Here is a 20569-nt window from a genome sequence, read left to right on the forward strand (position 1 = left end):
GAGCGGCCGTGATGGAATTTGGCAGTCATGCTGGGTTTAGGTCCCAGTGGGTTCACACCCGTGTGGGTTCGAGTCCCACCGGCCGCACTCGCACACAGGGGCCGTCCAGCCGGACGGCCCCTCTCCTGTGCCTCAGCCCAGCAGTTCCCGCACCACCGGCACCAGCGCCCGGAACGCCTTGCCCCTGTGGCTGATCGCGTTCTTTTCTTCCGGGGTCAGTTGGGCACAGGTTCGCGAGTCGCCCTCCGGCTGGAGGATGGGGTCGTAGCCGAAGCCGTTCGTGCCGGTCGGGGTGTGGCGGAGGGAGCCGCGGAGGTGGCCTTCGACGACGCGTTCCGTGCCGTCGGGGAGGGCCAGGGCCGCCGCGCAGGCGAAGTGGGCCGCGCGGTGGGTGTCGTCGATGTCGGCGAGCTGGGCCAGGAGGAGGTCCAGGTTGGCCTTGTCGTCGCCGTGCCGGCCGGACCAGCGGGCCGAGAAGATGCCGGGGGCGCCGCCCAGGACGTCGACGCAGAGGCCGGAGTCGTCGGCGACGGCGGGCAGGCCGGTGGCGCGGGCGAGGGCGTGGGCCTTGAGGAGGGCGTTCTCGGCGAAGGTCACGCCGGTTTCCTTGACGTCGGGGACGTCGGGGTAGGCGTCCGCGCCGACCAGTTCGTGGGGCAGGCCTGCGTCGGCGAGGATCGCCCTGAGTTCGGTGATCTTTCCGGCGTTGCGGGTGGCGAGGATCAAGCGCGTCATGCCGTTCAGTATCCCGGTCCCCGGCCGGCGCCCGTCACGACGTACAGACCTTGGTGAGTTCGCCCGCCGCGTCGGTGACGGGGGTGACGTCGGGTGTGTTGTCGCCGTTCTTCACGGCCGTACGGACGTTGTCCACGGCCTTGCCGAGGTCGTCGACCGCCTTGTTGACGTCGACGTTGTCGGTCTTGTCGCCGATCTTGTCGAGGTTCTTGTCGATGGAGGCGAGGGACTGGTCGAGCTGGGTGGGGTCGCTGCCCGCGTTCTCGACGGCCTGCTGGAGCGCGGTGACGCTGTCGGCGATGGTGTCGGCGGTCTGGACGCAGTCGATGGCCTTGTCGACGGCGTCGCAGCCGGTGGCGAGGCCGGTCGTCAGGCCGAGGGCGGCCAGCGCGGCGAGGGTGGTGGCGGTACGGCGACTGCGGCGGCCTCGGCTCGCGGCCATGACGGTGTGTCCTCCCTGTCCCAGGCCCCGGTGAGGCCCCCGTGGTCGGGCGCACGGTGGTGTGCCGTGCGCCCGCACTTGTAGGGACGCCGGGGCGGGCGGCGCGGGTTGCCCCGGCCGCCCGCCCTTCTTGGTGCGCCCTTTACTTTTCGAGGACGCTGTCGAGCGCCTTGTGCTGGAGGACAGCGAGTTCCGCGCAGCCGGTGACGGCCAGGTCGAGGAGGGTGTTGAGCTCCTCGCGGGCGAAGGGCTCGGCCTCGGCGGTGCCCTGGACCTCGACGAAGCGGCCGTCGCCGGTGCAGACGACGTTCATGTCGGTGTCGGCCCGTACGTCCTCCTCGTAGCGGAGGTCGAGGAGCGGGACGCCGCCGACGATGCCGACGGAGACCGCGGAGACGGTTCCGGTGAGGGGCTGGCGGCCGGGCTTGACGAGCTTCCTGCCCTGCGCCCAGGCGACGGCGTCGGCGAGGGCGACGTAGGCGCCGGTGATGGCGGCGGTGCGGGTGCCGCCGTCGGCCTGGAGGACGTCGCAGTCGAGGACGACGGTGTTCTCGCCGAGTGCCTTGTAGTCGATGACGGCGCGCAGGGAGCGGCCGATGAGGCGGGAGATCTCGTGGGTGCGGCCGCCGATCTTGCCGCGGACGGACTCGCGGTCGCCGCGGGTGTTGGTGGCGCGGGGCAGCATGGAGTACTCGGCAGTGACCCAGCCCTCGCCGCTGCCCTTGCGCCAGCGCGGGACGCCCTCGGTGAAGGAGGCGGTGCACAGCACCTTGGTGTCGCCGAAGGAGACGAGGACGGAGCCCTCGGCGTGCTTGCTCCAGCCGCGTTCGATGGTGATCGGGCGGAGTTGTTCAGGGGTGCGGCCGTCGATTCGAGACATGCCGCTGAGCCTAGCCGCCCATGCGGAAGGGGCTCCTCCCGCGTCGGAAGGAGCCCCTCACAAGGGTGGGGTTCACATCATGTCTTCGATCTCCGCCGCGATCGGGTCGGCGTCGGTGCCGATGACGACCTGGATCGCGGTGCCCATCTTGACGACGCCGTGGGCGCCGGCGGCCTTCAGGGCGGCCTCGTCGACCAGCGAGGCGTCGTTGACCTCGGTGCGCAGGCGGGTGATGCAGCCCTCGACCTCTTCGATGTTGTCGATGCCGCCGAGTCCGGCGACGATCTTCTCAGCCTTGCTGGCCATGTCGGTCTCCTCACGCACGTCACAGCTTCCCAATCCTCGGGACTGGTCTACACCACCTGCCGGGCGGTCGCCAACTGGCCGTCCTGCGCCGCGAAGGCGTAGCAGAAAGTAGCCCGACCGTCACGTGAATCGCGGGTTCCTTACGCCACCTTCATCGTGCTACAACAGGTCTACACCACTGAGTGGTGTAGACCACCACCCGATGGAGGAAGTCTATGAGCACCGCCACCGCGCCCCCGGCGGCCCCCGCGAAGAAGCGGGGATCAGGCCTGTTCCAGGGCCTGCAGAAGGTTGGTCGCAGCCTGCAGCTCCCGATCGCCGTGTTGCCGGCGGCGGGCATCATGGTCCGGCTCGGACAGGACGACATCTTCGGCAAGGACGGCCTGGGCTGGGACAAGGTCGCCGCGGTGTTCAACGCCGCAGGCGGTGCCATCACCGGCAGCCTGCCGATGCTGTTCTGCATAGGCGTGGCGATCGGCTTCGCCAAGAAGTCCGACGGCTCCACCGCCCTCGCCGCCCTGGTCGGCTTCCTTGTCTACAGCAAGGTGATCGAAGCGTTCCCGCTGACCGAGGAGCACATCGAGAAGGGCCAGATCGTCGCGGCCACGTACAACAACCCCGGTGTGCTGGGCGGCATCATCATGGGTCTGCTGTCGGCGGTGATGTGGCAGAAGTTCCACCGCACCAAACTGGTGGACTGGCTCGGCTTCTTCAACGGCCGCCGCCTGGTGCCGATCCTGATGGCCTTCGTCGGCACCCTCGTCGGTGTCTTCTTCAGCCTGGTCTGGGAGCCCATCGGCAACGGCATCACCAGCTTCGGCGAATGGATGACCGGCCTCGGCTCCTTCGGCGCGGCCCTCTTCGGCCTGGTCAACCGTGGGCTCATCCCCATCGGCATGCACCAGTTCGTGAACACCGTGGCGTGGTTCCAGCTCGGCTCCTTCAAAGACGCGACGGGGCAGGTCTTCAACGGTGACTACAACCGCTTCCTGCACGGCGACCCGACAGCCGGTATGTTCATGTCCGGCTTCTTCCCGATCATGATGTTCGGCCTTCCTGCCGCCGCCCTCGCCATGGCGCACTGTGCTCGCCCCGAGCGCCGCAAGGCCGTGATGGGCATGATGGTCTCGCTCGCGCTCACCTCGTTCGTGACGGGTGTGACCGAGCCCATCGAGTTCTCGTTCATGTTCATCGCCCCGCTCCTGTACGTGATCCACGCCGTGCTGACCGCGGTGTCGATGGCCGTCACCTGGGGGCTGGGCGTGCACGCCGGCTTCAACTTCTCGGCCGGCTTCCTCGACTACGCGCTCAACTGGAACCTCGCCACCAAACCCTGGCTGATCATCCCCATCGGTCTCGTCTTCGGCGCGATCTACTACTTCGTCTTCCGCTTCGCCATCACCAAGTGGAACCTCCCCACCCCGGGCCGCGAGCCCGAGGAGGAGGTCGAGGAGCTCACCACGGCGTGAAAACCCGCACCAGGCAGGGAAAGGCCCCGGTACCGAGAAGGTGCCGGGGCTTTCGTCGTGCCGTGGGGGTCAGATCTCGTACGACAGGCTTGGGGCCGCCAGGTCGACCGGGCCGTCGAAGACCGTGCGGGCGTCGGTCAGGTTGACCTGCGGGTCGGTCCACGGGGGGATGTGGGTGAGGACCAGGCGGCGGGCGCCCGCGCGGGCCGCCGTCTCACCCGCCTCGCGGCCGTTGAGGTGCAGGTCGGGGATGTTCTCCTTGCCGTGCGTGAAGGCGGCCTCGCACAGGAACAGGTCGGCGTCGCGGGCGAGTTCGTCCAGGGCGGGGGTGACGCCCGTGTCGCCGGAGTACGTCAGGACCCTCCCGCCGTGCTCGACGCGGATGCCGTACGCCTCCACGGGATGGGCCACGCGCTCCGTGTGCACCGTGAACGGGCCGATCTCGAACGTGGACGGCTTGACCGTGTGGAAGTCGAAGACCTCGCTCATGGAGGAGGCGGTGGGGGTGTCCGCGTAGGCGGTGGTGAGGCGGTGTTCGGTGCCCTCGGGGCCGTAGACCGGGATCGGGTCGCAGCGGCCGCCGTCGTGGCGGTAGTAGCGCGCGACGAAGTACGCGCACATGTCGATGCAGTGGTCGGCGTGCAGATGGCTGAGGAAGATCGCGTCGAGGTCGTAGAGACCGCAGTGGCGCTGCAGCTCGCCGAGGGCACCGTTGCCCATGTCGAGAAGCAGCCGGAAGCCGTCGGCCTCGACGAGGTAGCTCGAGCAGGCCGATTCCGCGGACGGGAACGACCCCGAGCAGCCGACGACGGTGAGCTTCATGAAACAGAAACCTCCGCTGGCGGGACTTTTCTGGGAAGGAGACGGGGGTCGTGCGGTCCGTCGAGCGTAAGGCGCAAAACCCCTTGTCGCTCCTCCACCAGGGGCTGTTGTGGGCGAACTCACCTGTGGTGTCACCGGTTCGGCTGGAAGCGGGGCGGGTGAGGCGCGAGAGAGGGCGCGCAGCGGAACGCGCGCCCCGGTACCGTCTTCGTATGGACACGTCATGGTGGCTGGCGCTCGCCGCGGTGGTACTGCTCGCGCTGGTCGCCACGCTCGTCGACGGATGGGGGCGGGGTCGGCGGCCCTCGGGACGGCGGTCCCGGCCGCCGGGACGGCCGGGCGGGCGGAGGGAATCACGGCCGCGGCCCGCGGAGATCTGGTGGGCCAACGTGCCGTTCGAGGACGGGCCGGGCCGCAAGGACCGGCCCTGTCTGGTGCTGGTGGTGCACGGGGAGCGGGCGACCGTCGCGAAGATCACCAGCAGGTACCGCGACGAGCGGGCCGGGGTGATCCCGCTGCCGCCCGGTGCCGTCGGCGATGCGCGCGGGCGGGCCAGCTTCCTGGAGACCGCCGAGTTGCGCGAGGTGCCGGTGTGGGAGTTCCGGCGCCGGGTGGGTGTGGTGGACCCGGTCCTGTGGGACCAGGTCCGTCACCTGGCTACCTGAGGCGGCCCTACGCCCAGAGCTGGCCGTGCAGGGTCTCGATCGCTTCCTCCGTCGTCGCCGCCGTGTAGACGCCGGTCGAGAGGTACTTCCAGCCGCCGTCCGCCACGACGAACACGATGTCGGCGGACTCGCCGGCCTTGAGGGCCTTCTTGCCGACGCCGATCGCCGCGTGCAGCGCCGCGCCCGTGGAGACGCCCGCGAAGATGCCCTCCTGCTGCAGGAGTTCACGGGTGCGGGTGACGGCGTCGGCGGAGCCGACGGAGAAGCGGGTGGTCAGCACGGAGGCGTCGTACAGCTCGGGTACGAAGCCCTCGTCGAGGTTGCGCAGGCCGTACACCAGGTCGTCGTAGCGCGGTTCGGCGGCGACGATCCGGACGTCCGGCTTGTTCTCGCGCAGGTAGCGGCCGACGCCCATCAGGGTGCCCGTGGTGCCGAGGCCGGCCACGAAGTGGGTGATGGAGGGGAGGTCGGCGAGGATCTCGGGGCCGGTGGTGGCGTAGTGGGCGCCGGCGTTGTCCGGGTTGCCGTACTGGTACAGCATCACCCAGTCGGGATGCTCGGCGGAGAGCTCCTTGGCGACGCGCACGGCGGTGTTGGAGCCGCCCGCGGCCGGGGAGGAGATGATCTCGGCGCCCCACATGCCGAGCAGGTCCCGGCGCTCCTGGGAGGTGTTCTCGGGCATCACGCACACCATGCGGTAGCCCTTGAGCTTGGCGGCCATGGCGAGGGAGATGCCGGTGTTGCCGCTGGTCGGCTCGAGGATCGTGCAGCCCGGTGTGAGGCGGCCGTCCTTCTCCGCCTGCTCGACCATGTGCAGGGCGGGACGGTCCTTGACCGAGCCGGTGGGGTTGCGGTCCTCCAGCTTGGCCCAGATGCGGACGTCGGCGGACGGCGACAGCCGCGGCAGGCGCACCAGGGGGGTGTTGCCGACCGCGGCCAACGGGGAGTCGTAGCGCATCGAGGATCAGGCCATGCCGCCGGCCACGGCCGGCAGGATCGTCACGTTGTCGCCGTCGGCGACCTTGGTGTTGATGCCGTCGAGGAAGCGGACGTCCTCGTCGTTGAGGTAGACGTTGACGAAGCGGCGCAGTTCACCGCCGTCCACGATGCGGGCCTGGATGCCCGTGTGGCGGGTCTCGAGGTCGGCGAAGAGTTCGGCGAGGGTGTCCCCGGTGCCGTCCACCGCCTTCTGGCCGTCGGTGTAGGTGCGGAGGATGGTGGGGATGCGGACCTCGATGGCCATGGTTGCGGGCTCCTGTCGGAAGGTGTCGGATCGGTGGGCGCGCGGCGGCGCGAAGTGCGGGTGGTGCTCCGGGTGCCGCGGCTCACGGCCGTACGGCGGCAGGGCAGCGTCAACAGATGGCGCTGTTCAGCCTGCACAGGTCGACGTGCAGCCGCGCCACGAGCAGCACGCTCGGCGCCTTGATGCTCACGTCGTTCAGAACCATGGGCTCATCGTATCGATTCCCGGTCGCCGGTCCGGAGTGTGATTCCGCATGGTGGATGAATTCTGTCCGAACTGCGAGATCAGTCCGAACTGCGAGATCAGTACGCCTCCACGACCGTGACCTCCTCCTCCGTGACCTCGCCTCCCACGATGCGGTACGAGCGGAACTGGAAGTCGCCGAGGCCGTCGGTGTCCGCCGTGGAGACCAGGACGTAGTGGGCGCCGGGTTCGTTGGCGTAGGAGATGTCAGTGCGGGAGGGGTAGGCCTCGGTGGCGGTGTGGGAGTGGTAGATCACCACCGGCTCCTCGTCGCGGTCGTCCATCTCGCGGTAGAGCTTGAGCAGGTCGCCGGAGTCGAACTCGTAGAACGTGGGCGACATGGCCGCGTTGAGCATCGGGATGAAGCGCTCGGGGCGGTCGGATCCGGCCGGGCCCGCGACGACGCCGCACGCCTCGTCGGGGTGGTCCTTGCGCGCGTGCGCGACGATCTGGTCGACGAGGGCCTGGGTGATGGTCAGCATGCTCGCCAGGATAAGCAGGAGGGCCGCTCCGTACCGAGGGGCGGTACGGAGCGGCCCACATGGCGGACGGTCAGCCGACCTTCTCCAGCTCGGGCTCGCGGCGCCGGGTGACCTCGGGGTTGCGGGTCCTCAGCACCGCCCACCCGATGCCCAGTGCCGCGGCCCAGCCCGCCATCACGTACAGGCAGACGCGGGAGTCGGCGTCGTAGGCGATCAGGCCGGTGACGAAGAGCAGGAACACGATGGCGATCCAGCTGCACACCGCGCCGCCCGGCGCCGGGAAGGAGGACGCGGGCAGGCGGCCGGCGACGACCGCGCGGCGGTAGAGGACGTGGCTGATCAGGATCATCAGCCAGGTCCAGATGCCGGCCGCGGTGGCCACCGAGGTGACGTAGCCGAACGCCTTCTCCGGAACGACGTAGTTGAGGACCACGCCGATGCCCATGAAGAGGACCGAGACGGTGATGCCGAGCGCCGGCGTCTTGGTCGCGGACAGCTTCCGGAAGCCCTTGGGCGCCTCGCCGTTGTCGGCCAGGGTGCGCAGCATGCGGCCGGTGGAGTACATGCCGGAGTTGCAGGAGGACAGGGCCGCGGTGAGGACGACGAAGTTGACGATGCCGGCGCCGGCCGGGATGCCGATCTTCGCGAAGGCGGCGACGAACGGGGAGACGCCCGGGGCGAACTCCGTCCACTTCACGACGCACAGGATGACGGTGAGCGCGCCGACGTAGAAGAGGGCGATGCGCCAGGGGAGGGTGTTGATCGCCTTGGGGAGGGTCTTCTCGGGGTTCTCGGACTCGCCGGCCGTGACGCCGACCAGCTCGACCGCGAGGTAGGCGAACATGACGCCCTGCAGGGTCATCAGGGACGAGCCGATGCCCTTGGGGAAGAAGCCGTCGAACTGCCAGAGGTTGGAGACCGCGGCGGTGTCACCGGCGGAGCTGAAGCCGAAGGTGAGGACGCCGAGGCCGATCACGATCATGCCGATCAGTGCGGTGACCTTGACCATCGAGAACCAGAACTCGAGCTCGCCGAAGACCTTCACGGAGATCAGGTTGACCCCGAAGAGGATCACCAGGAAGACCAGGGCGGTCACCCACTGGGGGATGGCAGGGAACCAGTAGTTGACGTAGATCGCGGCGGCCGTCAGCTCGGCCATGCCGGTGACGACCCACATCAGCCAGTACGTCCAGCCGGTGAAGTAGCCGAAGAACGGGCCGAGGAACTCGCGGGAGTACTCCGCGAAGGAGCCCGAGACCGGGCGGTACAGGAGCAGTTCGCCGAGCGCGCGCATGATGAAGAAGACGATGGCGCCGGCGAGGGCGTACATCAGGATGAGGCTGGGGCCGGCCTTGGCGATGTTCGCCCCGGCTCCCAGGAAGAGGCCGACGCCGATGGCGCCGCCGATCGCGATCATCTGGACCTGGCGGCTGCCGAGTCCGCGCTCGTACCCCTCTTCGGAGGCCTGCTCCGAGGTGTCGACCTGAGCGGAGGTCATGTGTGGTGCGCCTTTCTCCATGTCCCGGCCCGGGCCTCTCGTCGGCCGCGGACCGGATCTCGATCCCCCCGGACTGAAATGGAGCGGTTGCCTGGCCGGCGGTCGCCGGCTCGGTGGCGCACCCGGCGCACATGGGTGGTGTTCGCCGGGCGGTCGTGAAGATTTATCACGGCCGCGTCGCTGATCACCTGGGGTGGAAGTGGCGCACGCCACAGGGAGAAGCGGACAAAGAACGCCCGGCGAGGACATTCGTGACGGTCACGGTGACATGATCGTTATCCGGATTTGAGCGTCCTCTGAGCGAACACGAAACCGTCACATATCGCCATGGAGGGTCAGGGCAGGAGGGTGTTGACGAGGGTCTCCTGGAGCCCGCCCAGCCACAGATAGGCCATCACCATGGGCTTACGGGGGTCCTCGTCCGGGAGCCGGTAGAGGACGTCGGTGTCGTCCTCGTCGCTGATCTCCAGGCGGGAGCCGATCGCCAGGCGCAGGTCGTTGAGGGAGCCCAGCCACTGCCGGGACTGCTCGGGCGACAGCTTGAGCACCGCGCCGCCGTCGGCGCCCGGGGTGAGCGCGTCGAGGGTGCGGATGACCGCTAGCGCGTTGTCGCGCTTGCCGGCGCGCAGGTCGTTCTCGGTGTAGCGGCGGAACTCGGCGGAGTACGCCTGCGCCTCCTGCGCCTCCTGGGTTCCCGAGGTGCCCTCGGGGTCGCAGTAGGCGTCCGGGAAGAGCCGCTTGAGCACCGGGTCCTTGGGCGGCTCGCTCGGCCCCTCGGCGAACAGTTCGGCGAGCGGGTCGTCGGGCTTGTCCTCGCCGGGTCCGGGGCCGATGAGTTCCAGCAACTGGACGGCGAGCGACCGGATGATGGAGATCTCGACGTCGTCGAGCGCGACGGCCGCACCGCCGCCGGGGAGCGGTTCGAAGTGTCCTGGCATGGAGGATGTTCGCTACTTCCGGTGCTGCGCGCGGGAGGGGGTCATTTCCGGTCCTGCTGGAGGGTGGCCCACAGGCCGTAGCCGTGCATGGCCTGCACGTCGCGTTCCATTTCCTCGCGGGTACCGCTGGAGACGACCGCCCGGCCCTTGTGGTGGACATCGAGCATGAGCTTGGTGGCCTTGTCCTTGGTGTACCCGAAGTACGTCTGGAAGACGTACGTCACATAGCTCATGAGGTTGACCGGGTCGTTGTGGACGATGGTGACCCAGGGGACGTCCGGCTCGGGTACGGCGAAGACCTCCTCCGCCGACTCGGTGCGTTCGATCTCTACGGGAGCGGGTGACGTCACAAGGCCCATGCTGCCACGGCCTCCACAAATCGTCACACTGACGCAAAGGGGTGTAGCATCTGTCGCCATGCTGCATACACCGGGGGACAACCCCCGGACCCCCGGCCGACCTGGGGGCGCCCGAAGAGTCATACCTAGGAGAGCTTTCGTGGATGTAGCGGACCTTGGGCTGCCGGTGGACGTTCCCTCGACGGCGCTCTTCACGGACCAGTACGAGCTGACGATGCTGCAGGCCGCGCTGAAGGGCGGTACCGCCGAGCGGCGCAGTGTCTTCGAGGTCTTCACCCGGCGGCTGCCGGACGGGCGCCGCTACGGCGTCGTCGCGGGCACCGGTCGTGTCCTGGACGCGGTGGAGAACTTCCGCTTCGACGCGGGCGTCCTCGGCTTCCTGCGCGAGCGGAACATCGTCGACGAGGCGACCCTGGAGTGGCTCGCCGGATACCGGTTCAGCGGCGACGTGTGGGGCTACCCCGAGGGCGAGGTGTACTTCCCCGGGTCGCCGATCATGCGCGTGGAGGGGTCCTTCGCCGAGTGCGTGCTGCTGGAGACGGTGATCCTCTCCATCCTCAACCACGACTCGGCGATCGCGGCGGCCGCCTCCCGCATGTCCTCCGCCGCCGGGGAGCGCCCGCTGATCGAGATGGGCGCCCGCCGCACCCACGAACTGGCCGCCGTCGCCGCCTCCCGGGCCGCCTACGTCGGCGGCTTCGCCTCCACCTCCGACCTCGCGGCCGGCTTCCGCTACAACATCCCCACCGTCGGCACCTCCGCGCACGCCTTCACCCTGCTCCACGACCACGAGCGGGACGCCTTCCGCGCCCAGGTGGACTCGCTGGGCCGGGGCACCACCCTGCTGGTGGACACCTACGACGTCGCCGAGGCCGTACGGCTGGCCGTCGAGGTCGCCGGGCCCGAGCTGGGCGCCGTGCGCATCGACTCCGGCGACCTGCTGCTGGTCGCGCACCGGGTGCGGCAGCAGCTGGACGAGCTGGGCGCGCGGGACACGAAGATCATCGTGACCTCGGACCTGGACGAGTACGCCATCGCCTCGCTGGCGGTGGCGCCCGTGGACGCGTACGGCGTCGGTACGCAGCTGGTGACCGGGTCCGGGCATCCGACCTGCTCGATGGTGTACAAGCTGGTCGCCCGCGCCGAGTCCGCCGACCCGAGGGCGCCGCTGGTGCCGGTGGCGAAGAAGTCCAGCGGCGGCAAGACGTCCGTCGGGGGTCGCAAGTGGGCCGCGCGGCGCCTCGACGCGGACGGGGTGGCGGAGGCGGAGGTCGTCGGCACGGGGGCGGTCCCGCCGGAGCTCGCGGACCGTCAGCTGCTCGTCGAGCTGATCAAGGGCGGTGACGTCGTGGCCCGCGAGCCCCTGGACGTCGTACGCGACCGCCACACGGCCGCCCGGGCCAACCTCCCCCTGTCGGCGACCCAGTTGTCGCGCGGGGAAGCCGTCCTTCCGACGGAGTACGTGCAGGGGCGCTCGGGTAGCTAAGACAGGTGCGCCCTCCCGTTGCGTCGTCCGAGTCTCTAGGCTCGTAACCCACACAAGTCGAAGGACACCCACCATGCGCCGCGCCTTGATCGTCGTAGACGTGCAGAACGACTTCTGCGAGGGGGGCAGCCTCGCCGTGGCCGGGGGTGCCGATGTGGCCGCCGCCGTGACCGAGCTGATCGGACAGGCGGGCGGCTCCGGATACCAGCATGTGGCGGCCACCCGGGACCACCACATCGCGCCCGGCGGACACTTCGCCGACAACCCCGACTTCGTGCACTCCTGGCCGGCGCACTGTGTCGCCGGCACGGAGGGGGTCGGCTTCCACCCGAACTTCGCCCCCGCCGTCGCCTCCGGCGCGATCGACGCCGTCTTCGACAAGGGGGCGTACTCGGCGGCCTACAGCGGTTTCGAGGGTGCCGACGAGAGCGGGACCAAGCTCGGCGACTGGCTGCGCTCGCGCGGGGTCGCCGAGGTGGACGTGGTCGGCATCGCCACCGACCACTGCGTGCGCGCCACCGCGCTGGACGCCGCGCGGGAGGGGTTCCGCACCCAGGTGCTGCTGGACCTGACCGCCGGGGTCGCCGCGGAGAGCACGGAGCGGGCGATCGAGGAGCTGCGCGAGGCGGGCGTGGAGCTGAGCGGGAAGCCGGTCGTGGCGTAGGTCACAGGGCCCGACAGACCGATCGGGTGGTCACGCCGAGGCCGCCGGGCTGCGCAGCAGCGCCCTGATCGGGTGCCACAGTTCGGTCACGCTGACACCGTTGTCCGGGGCCGTTCGCCATATCAGCCCGTCGGGGTGGTGCAGGACGGCGGTGATCTCGTCCGGGGTCGGCGGGGCCGCGTTGCCCCGCAGGTAGACCGCGCGCATGCCGAGGTTGCGCAGCCTGGTCAGGGCGCGCGCCCGGTTGCGGGCGTGGACGAGGACACGGACGGAGCCCGTGCCGTGGGCGGTGGGTCTGGGCAGGTTCAGCGCCACCACCACGCTGCCGGTCGGCAGCTTGCAGAAACCTCCTGCGGCCATGCAGGTCACACCCCCGTGGGCGTCGGCGTCGATGGGACTGTCAATAAGAGAAGCACAGGACGCACCTAAACACGATCGGCGGCGACCCGCCAGGGGGTCACCGCCGATACGCTTCTGACCTGCGGAAATGCTGACTACTTCGTCGCGGGGCCGACCTGGAGGGAGATCGTCGAGCCGTCCAGGGCCTCCCGGACGATCTTGATCTTGGTGTTGGTGTCAGTGATCTTGACACCGCCGGTCGGGTTCGACGGGTCGTAGTAGCTGTTCGTGCGGTCGTTGAAGACCGGCACCCCGAAGGACCACTTGATCTTGGTCGCCACGTCCGCGTTGTGCAGCGTGATGCCGTCCGTCGGGTACAGGCTGAACGGCGAGTCGTAGGACTGGACGCGGTTGCGCATCAGCGTGCCGTCGGACCACTTCAGCGCCTTCGGGTGGGAGTCGACCGGCAGGATCAGACCGGTGCCCTGGTGGACGCTGGTGTTGTTGTCCGCCTGCGAGGTGTCCCACTTCCAGATCAACAGGCCGTTCTGGTACGGGTAGTGCTCCACCCAGTCCGGACGGGTCGTCGAGAAGCCGAAGTTGTACGGGCCGACCTTCAGGACCTTGTCGTACGACACGTACTGGCGGTTCTCGGCGATGTAGTACTGCTTGTAGTCCTTGGTGAAGGACGCGCCGACGCGGGAGAAGCCGCTCGCGGTCCAAGCCGCGTCCGCCGCCTCGGCGTTGTCGGAGAAGACGGCCGTGCCGTCCGCGGTGACCGTGATCTCGTCGGCCGCGAAGCCCTTGAGCGCGACGCCGCCGTCGGTCTGGTAGCGGAAGCGCAGCTGGATCTTCTGGCCGGCGTAGGCGTCCAGCGGGTAGGCGAGCTTCTTGTACGCGTCGACCGTGCCGGTGAGCGCCGGCTTGTCGCTGCCGTCGCGCGGGATGGCCTGGCCGTCCGCCGTGCCGTCCAGGGCGGTCCAGTTGGCGCCGCCGTCGGTGGAGACCTCGGCGTACAGGTAGTCGTAGCCCGACTCGATGTCGTACCAGCCGTCGAGCGTCAGGGCCGCCGACTTCCTGCCGGTCAGGTCGACGTCACGGGTCAGCGTGTTCTTGAGGTTGTCGCCGCTGCCGCTCCACCACTGGGTCGAGCCCTGGGCCGGGGTGACGATCTCGGTGGTGACCGCCTTGTCCGGCAGGGTGACCACGAGGGCCTGCTTGTTCTTGGTGTTGTACTCGGCGACGCCCAGCTTGTGCGAGGACTTCGTGCCCGCCTTGGCGACGTCGTAGTTCAGCCAGCCCAGCTGCAGCTTGTCCCAGGCGTTCATGTCGCCCGGCAGATCGCCGATGGCCTGCTTGCCGGTGCCGAGCCAGGAGCCGGAGGACATCAGGGTCCAGAAACCGGTGGAGTTGTCGCCGCCGTTGGTGTCGTACTCGTCCGGCAGACCGAGATCGTGGCCGTACTCGTGGGCGTAGACGCCGAGTCCGCCGTTCTCCGGCTGCATCGTGTAGTCGCCGACCCAGACGCCGGTGTCGCCGACCTGGGTGCCGCCGAGCCTGTTGTTCGCGGGGCCCGTCGCGCCGGCGTCGGTGCCGAAGGCGTACCAGCGGTGCGCCCAGATGGCGTCGGTGCCCTGGGCGCCGCCGCCCGCGGACTCGTCCTCGCCGGCGTGCACGATCTGGAAGTGGTCGACGTAGCCGTCGGGCTCGTTGAAGTCGCCGTCGCCGTCGTAGTCGTAGCGGTCCCACTGGTCGTACTGGGCGAGGTCCGCCTTGATGTCGGCATCCGACTTGCCGGCCGCCTTCTGGTCGGCGACCCAGGCGTTCAGGCCGTCGCGCACCAGGTTCCAGACGCTGGAGCAGGTCGTCGAGCCGCAGGCGTTGTTGCCGTAACGGGCCTCGTTGTAGGGGACCTTGACCCAGTCGGTGACCTCGCCGTCGACCGAGTAGCGGCCCGAGGACTGCTTCTCGTAGTACTTCTTCAGCGACTCGGTGTTCCTGCCGGTGCCGAAGTAGAGGTCCTGGAAGTGCTTCTGGTTGTAGTCCGCCTGCCAGGCCGTGGAGTTGTCCTTGGTGCGGTCCGGCTGGGCGATCTGGTTGTGCAGCGGGCCGGCCGTGCCGCCGTAGCGGGGGTCGCTCTGGTCCCCGAACTCCACCAGGATGGTGAAGATCTTGTCGGTCTTCTCCCGGCCGAGTTCGACGTACTTGCTGTCGCCCTTCTTGCTCTTGAGCTGGACGACCCGCGAACCGTCGCGGTCTTTGACCTGGCTCTTGCCGGATATGACCTGGTCGAGCGCCTCCCTGCGCTGGGCGTCCTGCGTCTTGGAGAGCGGACCGTCGAGGTCGTGCTCCTTCATGCTGCCGACCGCCGCCGGGTCATGGCGGTCCACGGTGGCGGACTTGGCGCTGTCGGCGGCCTGCGCCACTGCGAACGTCGAGAACGTGGCGGTGGCCGCGGCCACCGCGACTCCGACCGCCGCCGCCCTGAACGTCCAGGATCTTTGCGTCACTTGAGGTCCTCGTGGTCAAGGTGGTAAGTGAAGTGACGCAATTCGACTAGAAGTTGTTAAGAAAAAACAGACCTTGACTCGTGCATAACAATTGCACTATGCGGGAGCCAAAATCCGCTTACCGGACACCCGGGACACTGCGGCGATCACTGAGGCGATCTCGAGGCGATCACCATGGCGATCGCTGTGGCGATCCTCGAGCCCGCACCTGTCTGCTGGTCGAACGGGCGCGCGAGTTCGTCCATGTGATGGACGGTATGACTCCGTGCGCCCCCTGTGCACCGGCCGTGTCGGTTAGGTCACGCTTACTGTTCGTTCCGCTCGGGCACACACGCGATTAGAGTCGATTGGCGGCACGCCTCAGAACCGGCGGAAAGCCAGGCCGACACCCCAGTGGACCCCCACTTCCGAGGACACGATTGCCATGCCTCGTCCGACTGCCGCACAGCTCGCCTACGGATCCTGCACCGTGATCTTCTCGACGCTCGCCATGCTGCTGCTGTCACAGACGAGTTCGGGCGTGGGGATCGCCGTCATCGCCGCCGCGGCGCTCGCGCTCGGGCTGCTGGTCGCCCTGACGGTGCCGCTGCCCAGGTCCCGGGTCGTCGCCGCGCACCGGCCGGCCGCCGAACAGGCCGAAGAGCCCGTGCCGGTCGCGGCGACGGGCTCCTCGACGTCGGTGTGACGTACGGCGGTCGGCATTCGGCGGCCGTGGTGCCTCTACCGGCCGCCTGCCCAGCTCAGTTGGTGCTGACCACCACCGTCTTCGCCGCCTTGTCGTGCAGGCCCTGCTTGTAGGGCCGGTCGAAGTAGCTCCAGCCGCCCGAGATCGCGGTCCAGATGCACGCGCAGCAGAACGCGAACGGGATCCACAGCACGGCGGCCCGGGCCAGGTTGCTCTGGACGGACGGGGTGGCGCCGTTGTCGAGGTTCGCCACCCGCATGTTGAGCCACTTCTTGCCGAGCGTCTGGCCCGACTTGCTGATCATCACGGTGTCGTAGGCGATGTAGAGGACGGCCGCGACCAGGGACTGCGCGAAGGACTTGCCGTACTCGACCTTGTCACCGGTCACCGTGTACGCGTGGAACGGCCAGCTGACCAGCCAGACGACGATGCCGACGAGGATCAGGTCGATGATCCGCGCGAGCGTGCGCTTGCCGCTGTCGGCGAGCGGGGGCATGCCGGCGAGGGGGTCGCCGGGGTGCGGGGCGCCACCGCCGTAGGGCGGCTGCTGGCCGTACGGGGGTGGCTGTTGGCCGTAGGGCGGGGGTTGTTGACCGTAGGGCGGCTGCTGCTGGCCGTACGGCGGGGGTTGGGGGGAGTCGTAGGGGGAGCCCGAGCCCGCTCCCGGCGTTCCGGGCGCTCCGGGCGGGGGCTGCTTCCTGAACGGGTCGTCGTCCGGCGGCTGCGCGCCGGAGCCGGGGGGTTCGCTGCTCATGGCCCGAGTGGACCGCGAACCCCGCGGCTTTGCATCCGGCGAACGGCCGTCCGGAGTACGAAATCAGCTGCGCCGTACGGCGTAGCCGGTCATCCGGCGACGAACGTACGGGCCGCCTTGTCGTGCCAGCACTGGTGCCAGGGGCGGTCGAACAGGCACCACAGGACGCCGACGAATCCGATCACGAGGACGCCGGGGACGCTGTAGACGAGCCAGCGGCGCAGGGCGGCGCCGAAGGCGGGCGGCTCGTGCGCCTCGATGTCGCGGACCTCCAGGCCGAGCAGCCGCTTTCCCAGGGTGCGGCCCCAGCGGGCGGTGGGCAGGGCCTCGTAGAGGACGCCGAAGACGAGCAGGACGGCGAGGACGATGCCGAGGTAGACGGAGGTCGTGCCGTCCAGGAGCCAGACGGTGACGGTCCGGCCGCTGAGCTTGGCCGCGTCGATCTTGTCGTTGACGTGGTCGATCGCCTTGGCGCCGAGGGGAACGGCGGCGACGGCGGTGACGGCGCCGATGACGAGGTTGTCGACGATCCGCGCGAGCAGCCGCTTGCCGAGCGGGGCGGGGCGGGCGGCCGCCTGACGCCGGGCGGCGGCCTGGAACACGTCCTCGACGGGCGGCTTCCAGGGCACGACGGGCTGCTCGTCCTCGGACCCCCCGGCCAGCCGATGCACCTGCTGCGCCCAGGACGACTGGCCCCCGCCGGGACCGCTCGTCATGGGGGCGGCCGCGGCAGCCTGGTCGGCTCCGGGCCGGCCGACGGGCGCGGGCTGGGCGGCGCCCGGCTGCTGCGGGACCGCGGGAGCGGGCTGCTGGGGGCCGGAGAGGGCGGTCGGCCCGGCGGCCGCGGCCCGCTCGGCAGCGGCCTTGCCCGCACCGAACCCGGGGCCACTGGGAGCGGCGGGTACGGCGGGAGCGGGGGCGGCAGAAGCGCCGGCCGAGGACGACGGCCCGAACGCGGGGCCACCGGTACGGGCGTCTCCGGCGACGCCGGGCGCCCCCGTGCCCCCCGCCTGCGCCCCGCCCTGCTGCCCCGTGCGCGGGGAGACGGCGCGGAAGGTCATGGTGCCCTCGTCGGCGCTGGGGCCGGCGGGGTGCGGGATGCCCGGAGCGGAGCCGCCGCTGCCGGTCGCGGCGCCTGCGGGACGAGGCGCGCCGGGACCACCGGCGGCGCCATCGACACCGCTCGCGGTCCCCGCGCCCTCCGCGCGAGCCATGCCTGGACCGGCGGCGGCCGAGGCCTGCGGGCCGCCCGCTCCCCAACCACCGGCACCCGAACCGCCGCCCGAAGGCGTCGAACCCCCGGCGCCCCCGCCCCCGGCACCCGGAGCCGCCGAGCCCGCGACCCCACGGTCACCCGCTCCCCCGACACCCGGGCCGCCCTGAGCTCCCGAGCCGCCGTGAGGCCCCGCCGCTCCCCCGCCCGCCATCGGTCGGCGGAAGACGAAGGTGCCGTCGGAGTGGATGTCCGAGGACGCGTCGTCCGTCGGGGGGATCGTCGCTGTGCCGTCCGTGCTGGTGGTCGGGTGGGGGACGCGGGGGTCGGCGCCCCAGGAGACACGGTGGTCGTCGCCGAAGCCGGACTGGTGGGCGCGGTCGGCGCCCCAGGCCGGGGCCGGGCCACTGCCGGACGGGGAAGGGGACGGAGCGGGCTCGGGGTCCTCGTCGAAGAAGTGGGGGCCGGTTTCCTCCACCGACGAGCCGGCGGGCGGGGACAGGGGCTCGCCGGCCGTCGGCGCCGGGCGGCTGGTGCCCGGTACCCAGGAGGCGCCGTTCCAGTACCTGACGTAGCCGGGGATGGACGGGTCCGGGTAGTAGCCCTCGCGGGGCCTGTCGTCACCGGGGGCCGGGGTTGGGGCGCTCATGTCCGTCGTCCCGTATCTGCTCGGGGGTGGGTATGGGGGGCTCCACATCTATCAGACCGACGCAACCCTCACCGCCAGTCCCGTACTACCCACCCCTTTCCGGGGAACCTCGCGCACCCGCTCCACATGTTCGGCGTGTTCGGCGTGTTCGGCGTGTTCGGCGTGTTCGGAGCGTTCCGAGTGTTCGGGGTGTTCCGAAAAAGTTCTCGCAACCCGCGTAATGGCCGCGCCCCCTTCCGGCTCTCCACCTGTACGGGCCCACCGCGGGGCCCCGTACACCTGCCCGAGAGAGGAACCGCACGCCATGCACTACACCGTGGTGGAACGAGAGCTGGAGCTGAGACTGGTCCTGTCACCGGCGCGCAGCATCCCGGTCCCGGCCCGGCTGAGCTACCGCACCGACGACCCGTACGCCGTCCATGTCGTCTTCCACACCAACTCCGAGCACCCCGTGCACTGGACGTTCTCCCGTGATCTGCTGGTGGAGGGGGTGTTCCGGCCGTGCGGGCACGGGGACGTGCGGGTGTGGCCGACGAAGGCGGAGGGCCGCAGCGTCGTGCTGGTGGCGCTGAGTTCGCCGGACGGGGACGCCCTGCTGGAGGCGCCGGCGGCGCAGGTGTCGGCCTGGCTGGAGCGGACGCTGCGCGCGGTGCCGCCGGGGACCGAGGGCGAGCAGCTGGGGATCGACGAGGCGCTCGACCAGTTGCTCGCCCGGTGAGGGCACCCGCGCGCGGGTCAGAACAGCTTGCCGGGGTTGAGGATGCCCAGCGGGTCGAAGACCTGCTTGATCTGCCGCTGCATCTCCACGCCGACTGGGCCGATCTCGCGCGCCAGCCACTCCTTCTTCAGTACGCCCACGCCGTGCTCGCCGGTGATGGTGCCGCCGAGCTGGAGGCCGAGGGCCATGATCTCGTCGAAGGACTCGCGGGCGCGCCGGGAGGCGTCGGGGTCGGCCGCGTCGAAGCAGACGGTGGGGTGCGTGTTGCCGTCGCCGGCGTGCGCGACGACCCCGATGGTCAGGTCGTACTTCTCGGCGATCGCCTCGACGCCCTCCAGCATCTCGCCGAGCCGGGAGCGGGGCACGCACACGTCGTCGATCATCGTCGTGCCGGCGACCGCCTCCAGCGCGGTCAGCGAGAGCCGCCGAGCCTGCAGGAGGAGTTCGGACTCGGCGAGGTCGTCGGCGGGGACGACCTGGGTGGCGCCGGCGGCCTCGCACAGGGCGCCGAGCGCGGCGAGGTCGGCGGCCGGGTCAGGGGTGTCGAAGGCGGCCAGGAGGAGGGCCTCGGTGGTCTCCGGCAGGCCCATGTGCGCCAGGTCGTTGACCGCCTTGACGGTCGTACGGTCCATGAGTTCGAGGAGCGAGGGGACGTGGCCGCCGGCCATGATCCGGCAGACGGCGTCGCAGGCGGCGGCCGCGGAGGCGAACTCGGCGGCCAGCACCAGCTGTTGGGGCGGCTGGGGGCGCAGGGCGAGGATCGCCTTGACGACGATGCCCAGGGAGCCCTCGGAGCCGACGAACAGGCGGGTGAGGTCGTAGCCGGCGACGCCCTTCGCGGTGCGGCGGCCGGTGGACATCAGGCGGCCGTCGGCGAGGACGACGTCCAGGCCGAGGACGTACTCGGCGGTGACCCCGTACTTCACGCAGCACAGGCCGCCGGACGCGGTGCCGATGTTGCCGCCGATCGTGCACATCTCCCAGCTGGAGGGGTCCGGCGGGTAGTAGAGGCCGTGTTCGCCGACCGCGCGGGAGAGGGCCGCGTTGACGACCCCCGGTTCGACGACGGCGATCCGGTCGACGGGGTTGATCTCGAGGATGCGGTCCATTTTGGTCAGGGAGAGGACGATGCAGTTCTCGGAGGCGTTGGCGCCGCCGGACAGGCCGGTGCGGGCTCCCTGCGGGACGACCGGGACACGTAGTTCGGTGGCGATGCGCATGACGTGCTGGACCTGCTCGGCGGTGCGCGGCAGGACGACCACCGCGGGGATGCCGGCCGGGCAGAAGCTGGCCATGTCGTTGGCGTAGGACGCCGTGATGTCGGGGTCGGTCAGGACGGCCTCGGCGGGCAGACCGGTCAGGAGCCGGTCGACGAGGTTTCCGGTGGCTGCGTCGGAGGGCGCTTCGATACGGCTCATGATCACAGCGTCGCACCCGGGGCCATCGGTGTGAACCCCGTCCACGGCACT

General features: G+C 70.1%; 23 protein-coding genes and 1 tRNA gene. 7 read left to right on the plus strand and 17 right to left on the minus strand.

Features of this window, described 5'->3' with window-relative positions; all coding sequences use genetic code 11:
- Positions 1-2: 2 nt before the first annotated feature.
- A tRNA-Leu gene (locus MKW14_RS07735) sits at positions 3-87 on the plus strand.
- A gap of 45 nt (positions 88-132) precedes the next feature.
- Here MKW14_RS07735 and rdgB read toward each other — a convergent pair.
- The 4 genes from rdgB to MKW14_RS07755 form a co-directional block, all read right to left on the minus strand.
- Positions 133-735 carry an RdgB/HAM1 family non-canonical purine NTP pyrophosphatase gene (gene rdgB, locus MKW14_RS07740; protein WP_240860181.1) on the minus strand — a complete coding sequence of 201 codons (603 nt, stop codon included), beginning with the start codon at positions 733-735 and terminating at the stop codon, positions 133-135.
- A 34-nt stretch (positions 736-769) separates the two neighbouring features.
- Positions 770-1177 (minus strand): hypothetical protein, encoded by a 408-nt coding sequence (locus tag MKW14_RS07745; RefSeq protein ID WP_240860183.1) that lies wholly within the window; start codon positions 1175-1177, stop codon positions 770-772.
- 142 nt (positions 1178-1319) lie between these two features.
- A complete protein-coding gene (gene rph / locus MKW14_RS07750) occupies positions 1320-2057 on the minus strand; it encodes a ribonuclease PH (RefSeq protein WP_240860184.1) in 738 nt (245 codons plus the stop codon).
- Positions 2058-2129: 72 nt separating this feature from the next.
- On the minus strand, positions 2130-2363 hold the full coding sequence (locus tag MKW14_RS07755; protein ID WP_109498534.1) for a PTS sugar transporter subunit IIB: 234 nt from the start codon (positions 2361-2363) through the stop codon (positions 2130-2132).
- A 215-nt stretch (positions 2364-2578) separates the two neighbouring features.
- On the opposite strand from MKW14_RS07755, the gene MKW14_RS07760 reads away from it, so the two are divergent.
- Complete coding sequence (locus MKW14_RS07760) at positions 2579-3832, plus strand: PTS transporter subunit EIIC (protein ID WP_240860186.1); 1254 nt, start codon at positions 2579-2581, stop codon at positions 3830-3832.
- A 69-nt stretch (positions 3833-3901) separates the two neighbouring features.
- On the opposite strand, the gene MKW14_RS07765 is transcribed toward MKW14_RS07760, so the two are convergent.
- On the minus strand, positions 3902-4654 hold the full coding sequence (locus MKW14_RS07765) for an MBL fold metallo-hydrolase (protein ID WP_240860188.1): 753 nt from the start codon (positions 4652-4654) through the stop codon (positions 3902-3904).
- 212 nt (positions 4655-4866) lie between these two features.
- Between MKW14_RS07765 and MKW14_RS07770 the strand changes: the two genes are divergently transcribed.
- The gene (locus tag MKW14_RS07770) at positions 4867-5319 is read left to right on the plus strand and encodes a type II toxin-antitoxin system PemK/MazF family toxin (RefSeq protein WP_240860190.1); all 453 of its coding nucleotides are present in this window, start codon (positions 4867-4869) and stop codon (positions 5317-5319) included.
- A gap of 7 nt (positions 5320-5326) precedes the next feature.
- Here MKW14_RS07770 and MKW14_RS07775 read toward each other — a convergent pair whose 3' ends face one another.
- The 7 genes from MKW14_RS07775 to clpS form a co-directional block, all read right to left on the minus strand.
- Positions 5327-6277 (minus strand): PLP-dependent cysteine synthase family protein, encoded by a 951-nt coding sequence (locus MKW14_RS07775; protein ID WP_240860192.1) that lies wholly within the window; start codon positions 6275-6277, stop codon positions 5327-5329.
- A 6-nt stretch (positions 6278-6283) separates the two neighbouring features.
- Positions 6284-6562 (minus strand): MoaD/ThiS family protein, encoded by a 279-nt coding sequence (locus tag MKW14_RS07780; RefSeq protein WP_240860194.1) that lies wholly within the window; start codon positions 6560-6562, stop codon positions 6284-6286.
- A 109-nt stretch (positions 6563-6671) separates the two neighbouring features.
- Positions 6672-6767 carry a putative leader peptide gene (locus MKW14_RS41510; RefSeq protein WP_374116544.1) on the minus strand — a complete coding sequence of 32 codons (96 nt, stop codon included), beginning with the start codon at positions 6765-6767 and terminating at the stop codon, positions 6672-6674.
- Between the two features lie 97 nt (positions 6768-6864).
- Positions 6865-7287, minus strand: a complete 423-nt coding sequence (locus MKW14_RS07785) for a M67 family metallopeptidase (RefSeq protein ID WP_240860196.1) — start codon at positions 7285-7287, stop codon at positions 6865-6867.
- Between the two features lie 70 nt (positions 7288-7357).
- On the minus strand, positions 7358-8785 hold the full coding sequence (locus MKW14_RS07790) for an amino acid permease (RefSeq protein WP_240860198.1): 1428 nt from the start codon (positions 8783-8785) through the stop codon (positions 7358-7360).
- A 335-nt stretch (positions 8786-9120) separates the two neighbouring features.
- Entirely contained in the window at positions 9121-9723 is a 603-nt protein-coding gene (locus MKW14_RS07795) for a DUF2017 domain-containing protein (RefSeq protein WP_240860200.1), read from the minus strand.
- 41 nt (positions 9724-9764) lie between these two features.
- Complete coding sequence (clpS, locus tag MKW14_RS07800) at positions 9765-10082, minus strand: ATP-dependent Clp protease adapter ClpS (protein WP_240860202.1); 318 nt, start codon at positions 10080-10082, stop codon at positions 9765-9767.
- A 139-nt stretch (positions 10083-10221) separates the two neighbouring features.
- On the opposite strand from clpS, the gene MKW14_RS07805 reads away from it, so the two are divergent.
- Entirely contained in the window at positions 10222-11568 is a 1347-nt protein-coding gene (locus MKW14_RS07805) for a nicotinate phosphoribosyltransferase (protein WP_240860211.1), read from the plus strand.
- 73 nt (positions 11569-11641) lie between these two features.
- Positions 11642-12232, plus strand: coding sequence for an isochorismatase family protein (locus tag MKW14_RS07810; protein ID WP_240860213.1), 591 nt, complete (start codon positions 11642-11644; stop codon positions 12230-12232).
- Between the two features lie 30 nt (positions 12233-12262).
- Here MKW14_RS07810 and MKW14_RS07815 read toward each other — a convergent pair whose 3' ends face one another.
- Complete coding sequence (locus tag MKW14_RS07815; RefSeq protein WP_240860215.1) at positions 12263-12592, minus strand: hypothetical protein; 330 nt, start codon at positions 12590-12592, stop codon at positions 12263-12265.
- A 134-nt stretch (positions 12593-12726) separates the two neighbouring features.
- A complete protein-coding gene (locus MKW14_RS07820) occupies positions 12727-15081 on the minus strand; it encodes an immune inhibitor A domain-containing protein (RefSeq protein WP_240860217.1) in 2355 nt (784 codons plus the stop codon).
- Between the two features lie 424 nt (positions 15082-15505).
- On the opposite strand from MKW14_RS07820, the gene MKW14_RS07825 reads away from it, so the two are divergent.
- Positions 15506-15766 (plus strand): hypothetical protein, encoded by a 261-nt coding sequence (locus tag MKW14_RS07825; protein ID WP_240860219.1) that lies wholly within the window; start codon positions 15506-15508, stop codon positions 15764-15766.
- 55 nt (positions 15767-15821) lie between these two features.
- On the opposite strand, the gene MKW14_RS07830 is transcribed toward MKW14_RS07825, so the two are convergent.
- Both MKW14_RS07830 and MKW14_RS07835 read right to left on the minus strand, forming a co-directional pair.
- Positions 15822-16520, minus strand: a complete 699-nt coding sequence (locus MKW14_RS07830; protein WP_240860220.1) for an RDD family protein — start codon at positions 16518-16520, stop codon at positions 15822-15824.
- A gap of 89 nt (positions 16521-16609) precedes the next feature.
- Complete coding sequence (locus tag MKW14_RS07835; RefSeq protein ID WP_240860222.1) at positions 16610-18382, minus strand: RDD family protein; 1773 nt, start codon at positions 18380-18382, stop codon at positions 16610-16612.
- A gap of 304 nt (positions 18383-18686) precedes the next feature.
- Between MKW14_RS07835 and MKW14_RS07840 the strand changes: the two genes are divergently transcribed.
- Positions 18687-19100 carry an SsgA family sporulation/cell division regulator gene (locus tag MKW14_RS07840; protein ID WP_240860224.1) on the plus strand — a complete coding sequence of 138 codons (414 nt, stop codon included), beginning with the start codon at positions 18687-18689 and terminating at the stop codon, positions 19098-19100.
- A gap of 17 nt (positions 19101-19117) precedes the next feature.
- Here the strand turns inward: MKW14_RS07840 and MKW14_RS07845 are convergent, their stop codons facing one another.
- A complete protein-coding gene (locus MKW14_RS07845; protein ID WP_240860228.1) occupies positions 19118-20524 on the minus strand; it encodes an FAD-binding oxidoreductase in 1407 nt (468 codons plus the stop codon).
- Between the last annotated feature and the right edge of the window lie 45 nt (positions 20525-20569).

The organism is Streptomyces gilvus (genome assembly GCF_022513565.1).
Lineage (GTDB): Bacteria > Actinomycetota > Actinomycetes > Streptomycetales > Streptomycetaceae > Streptomyces > Streptomyces gilvus.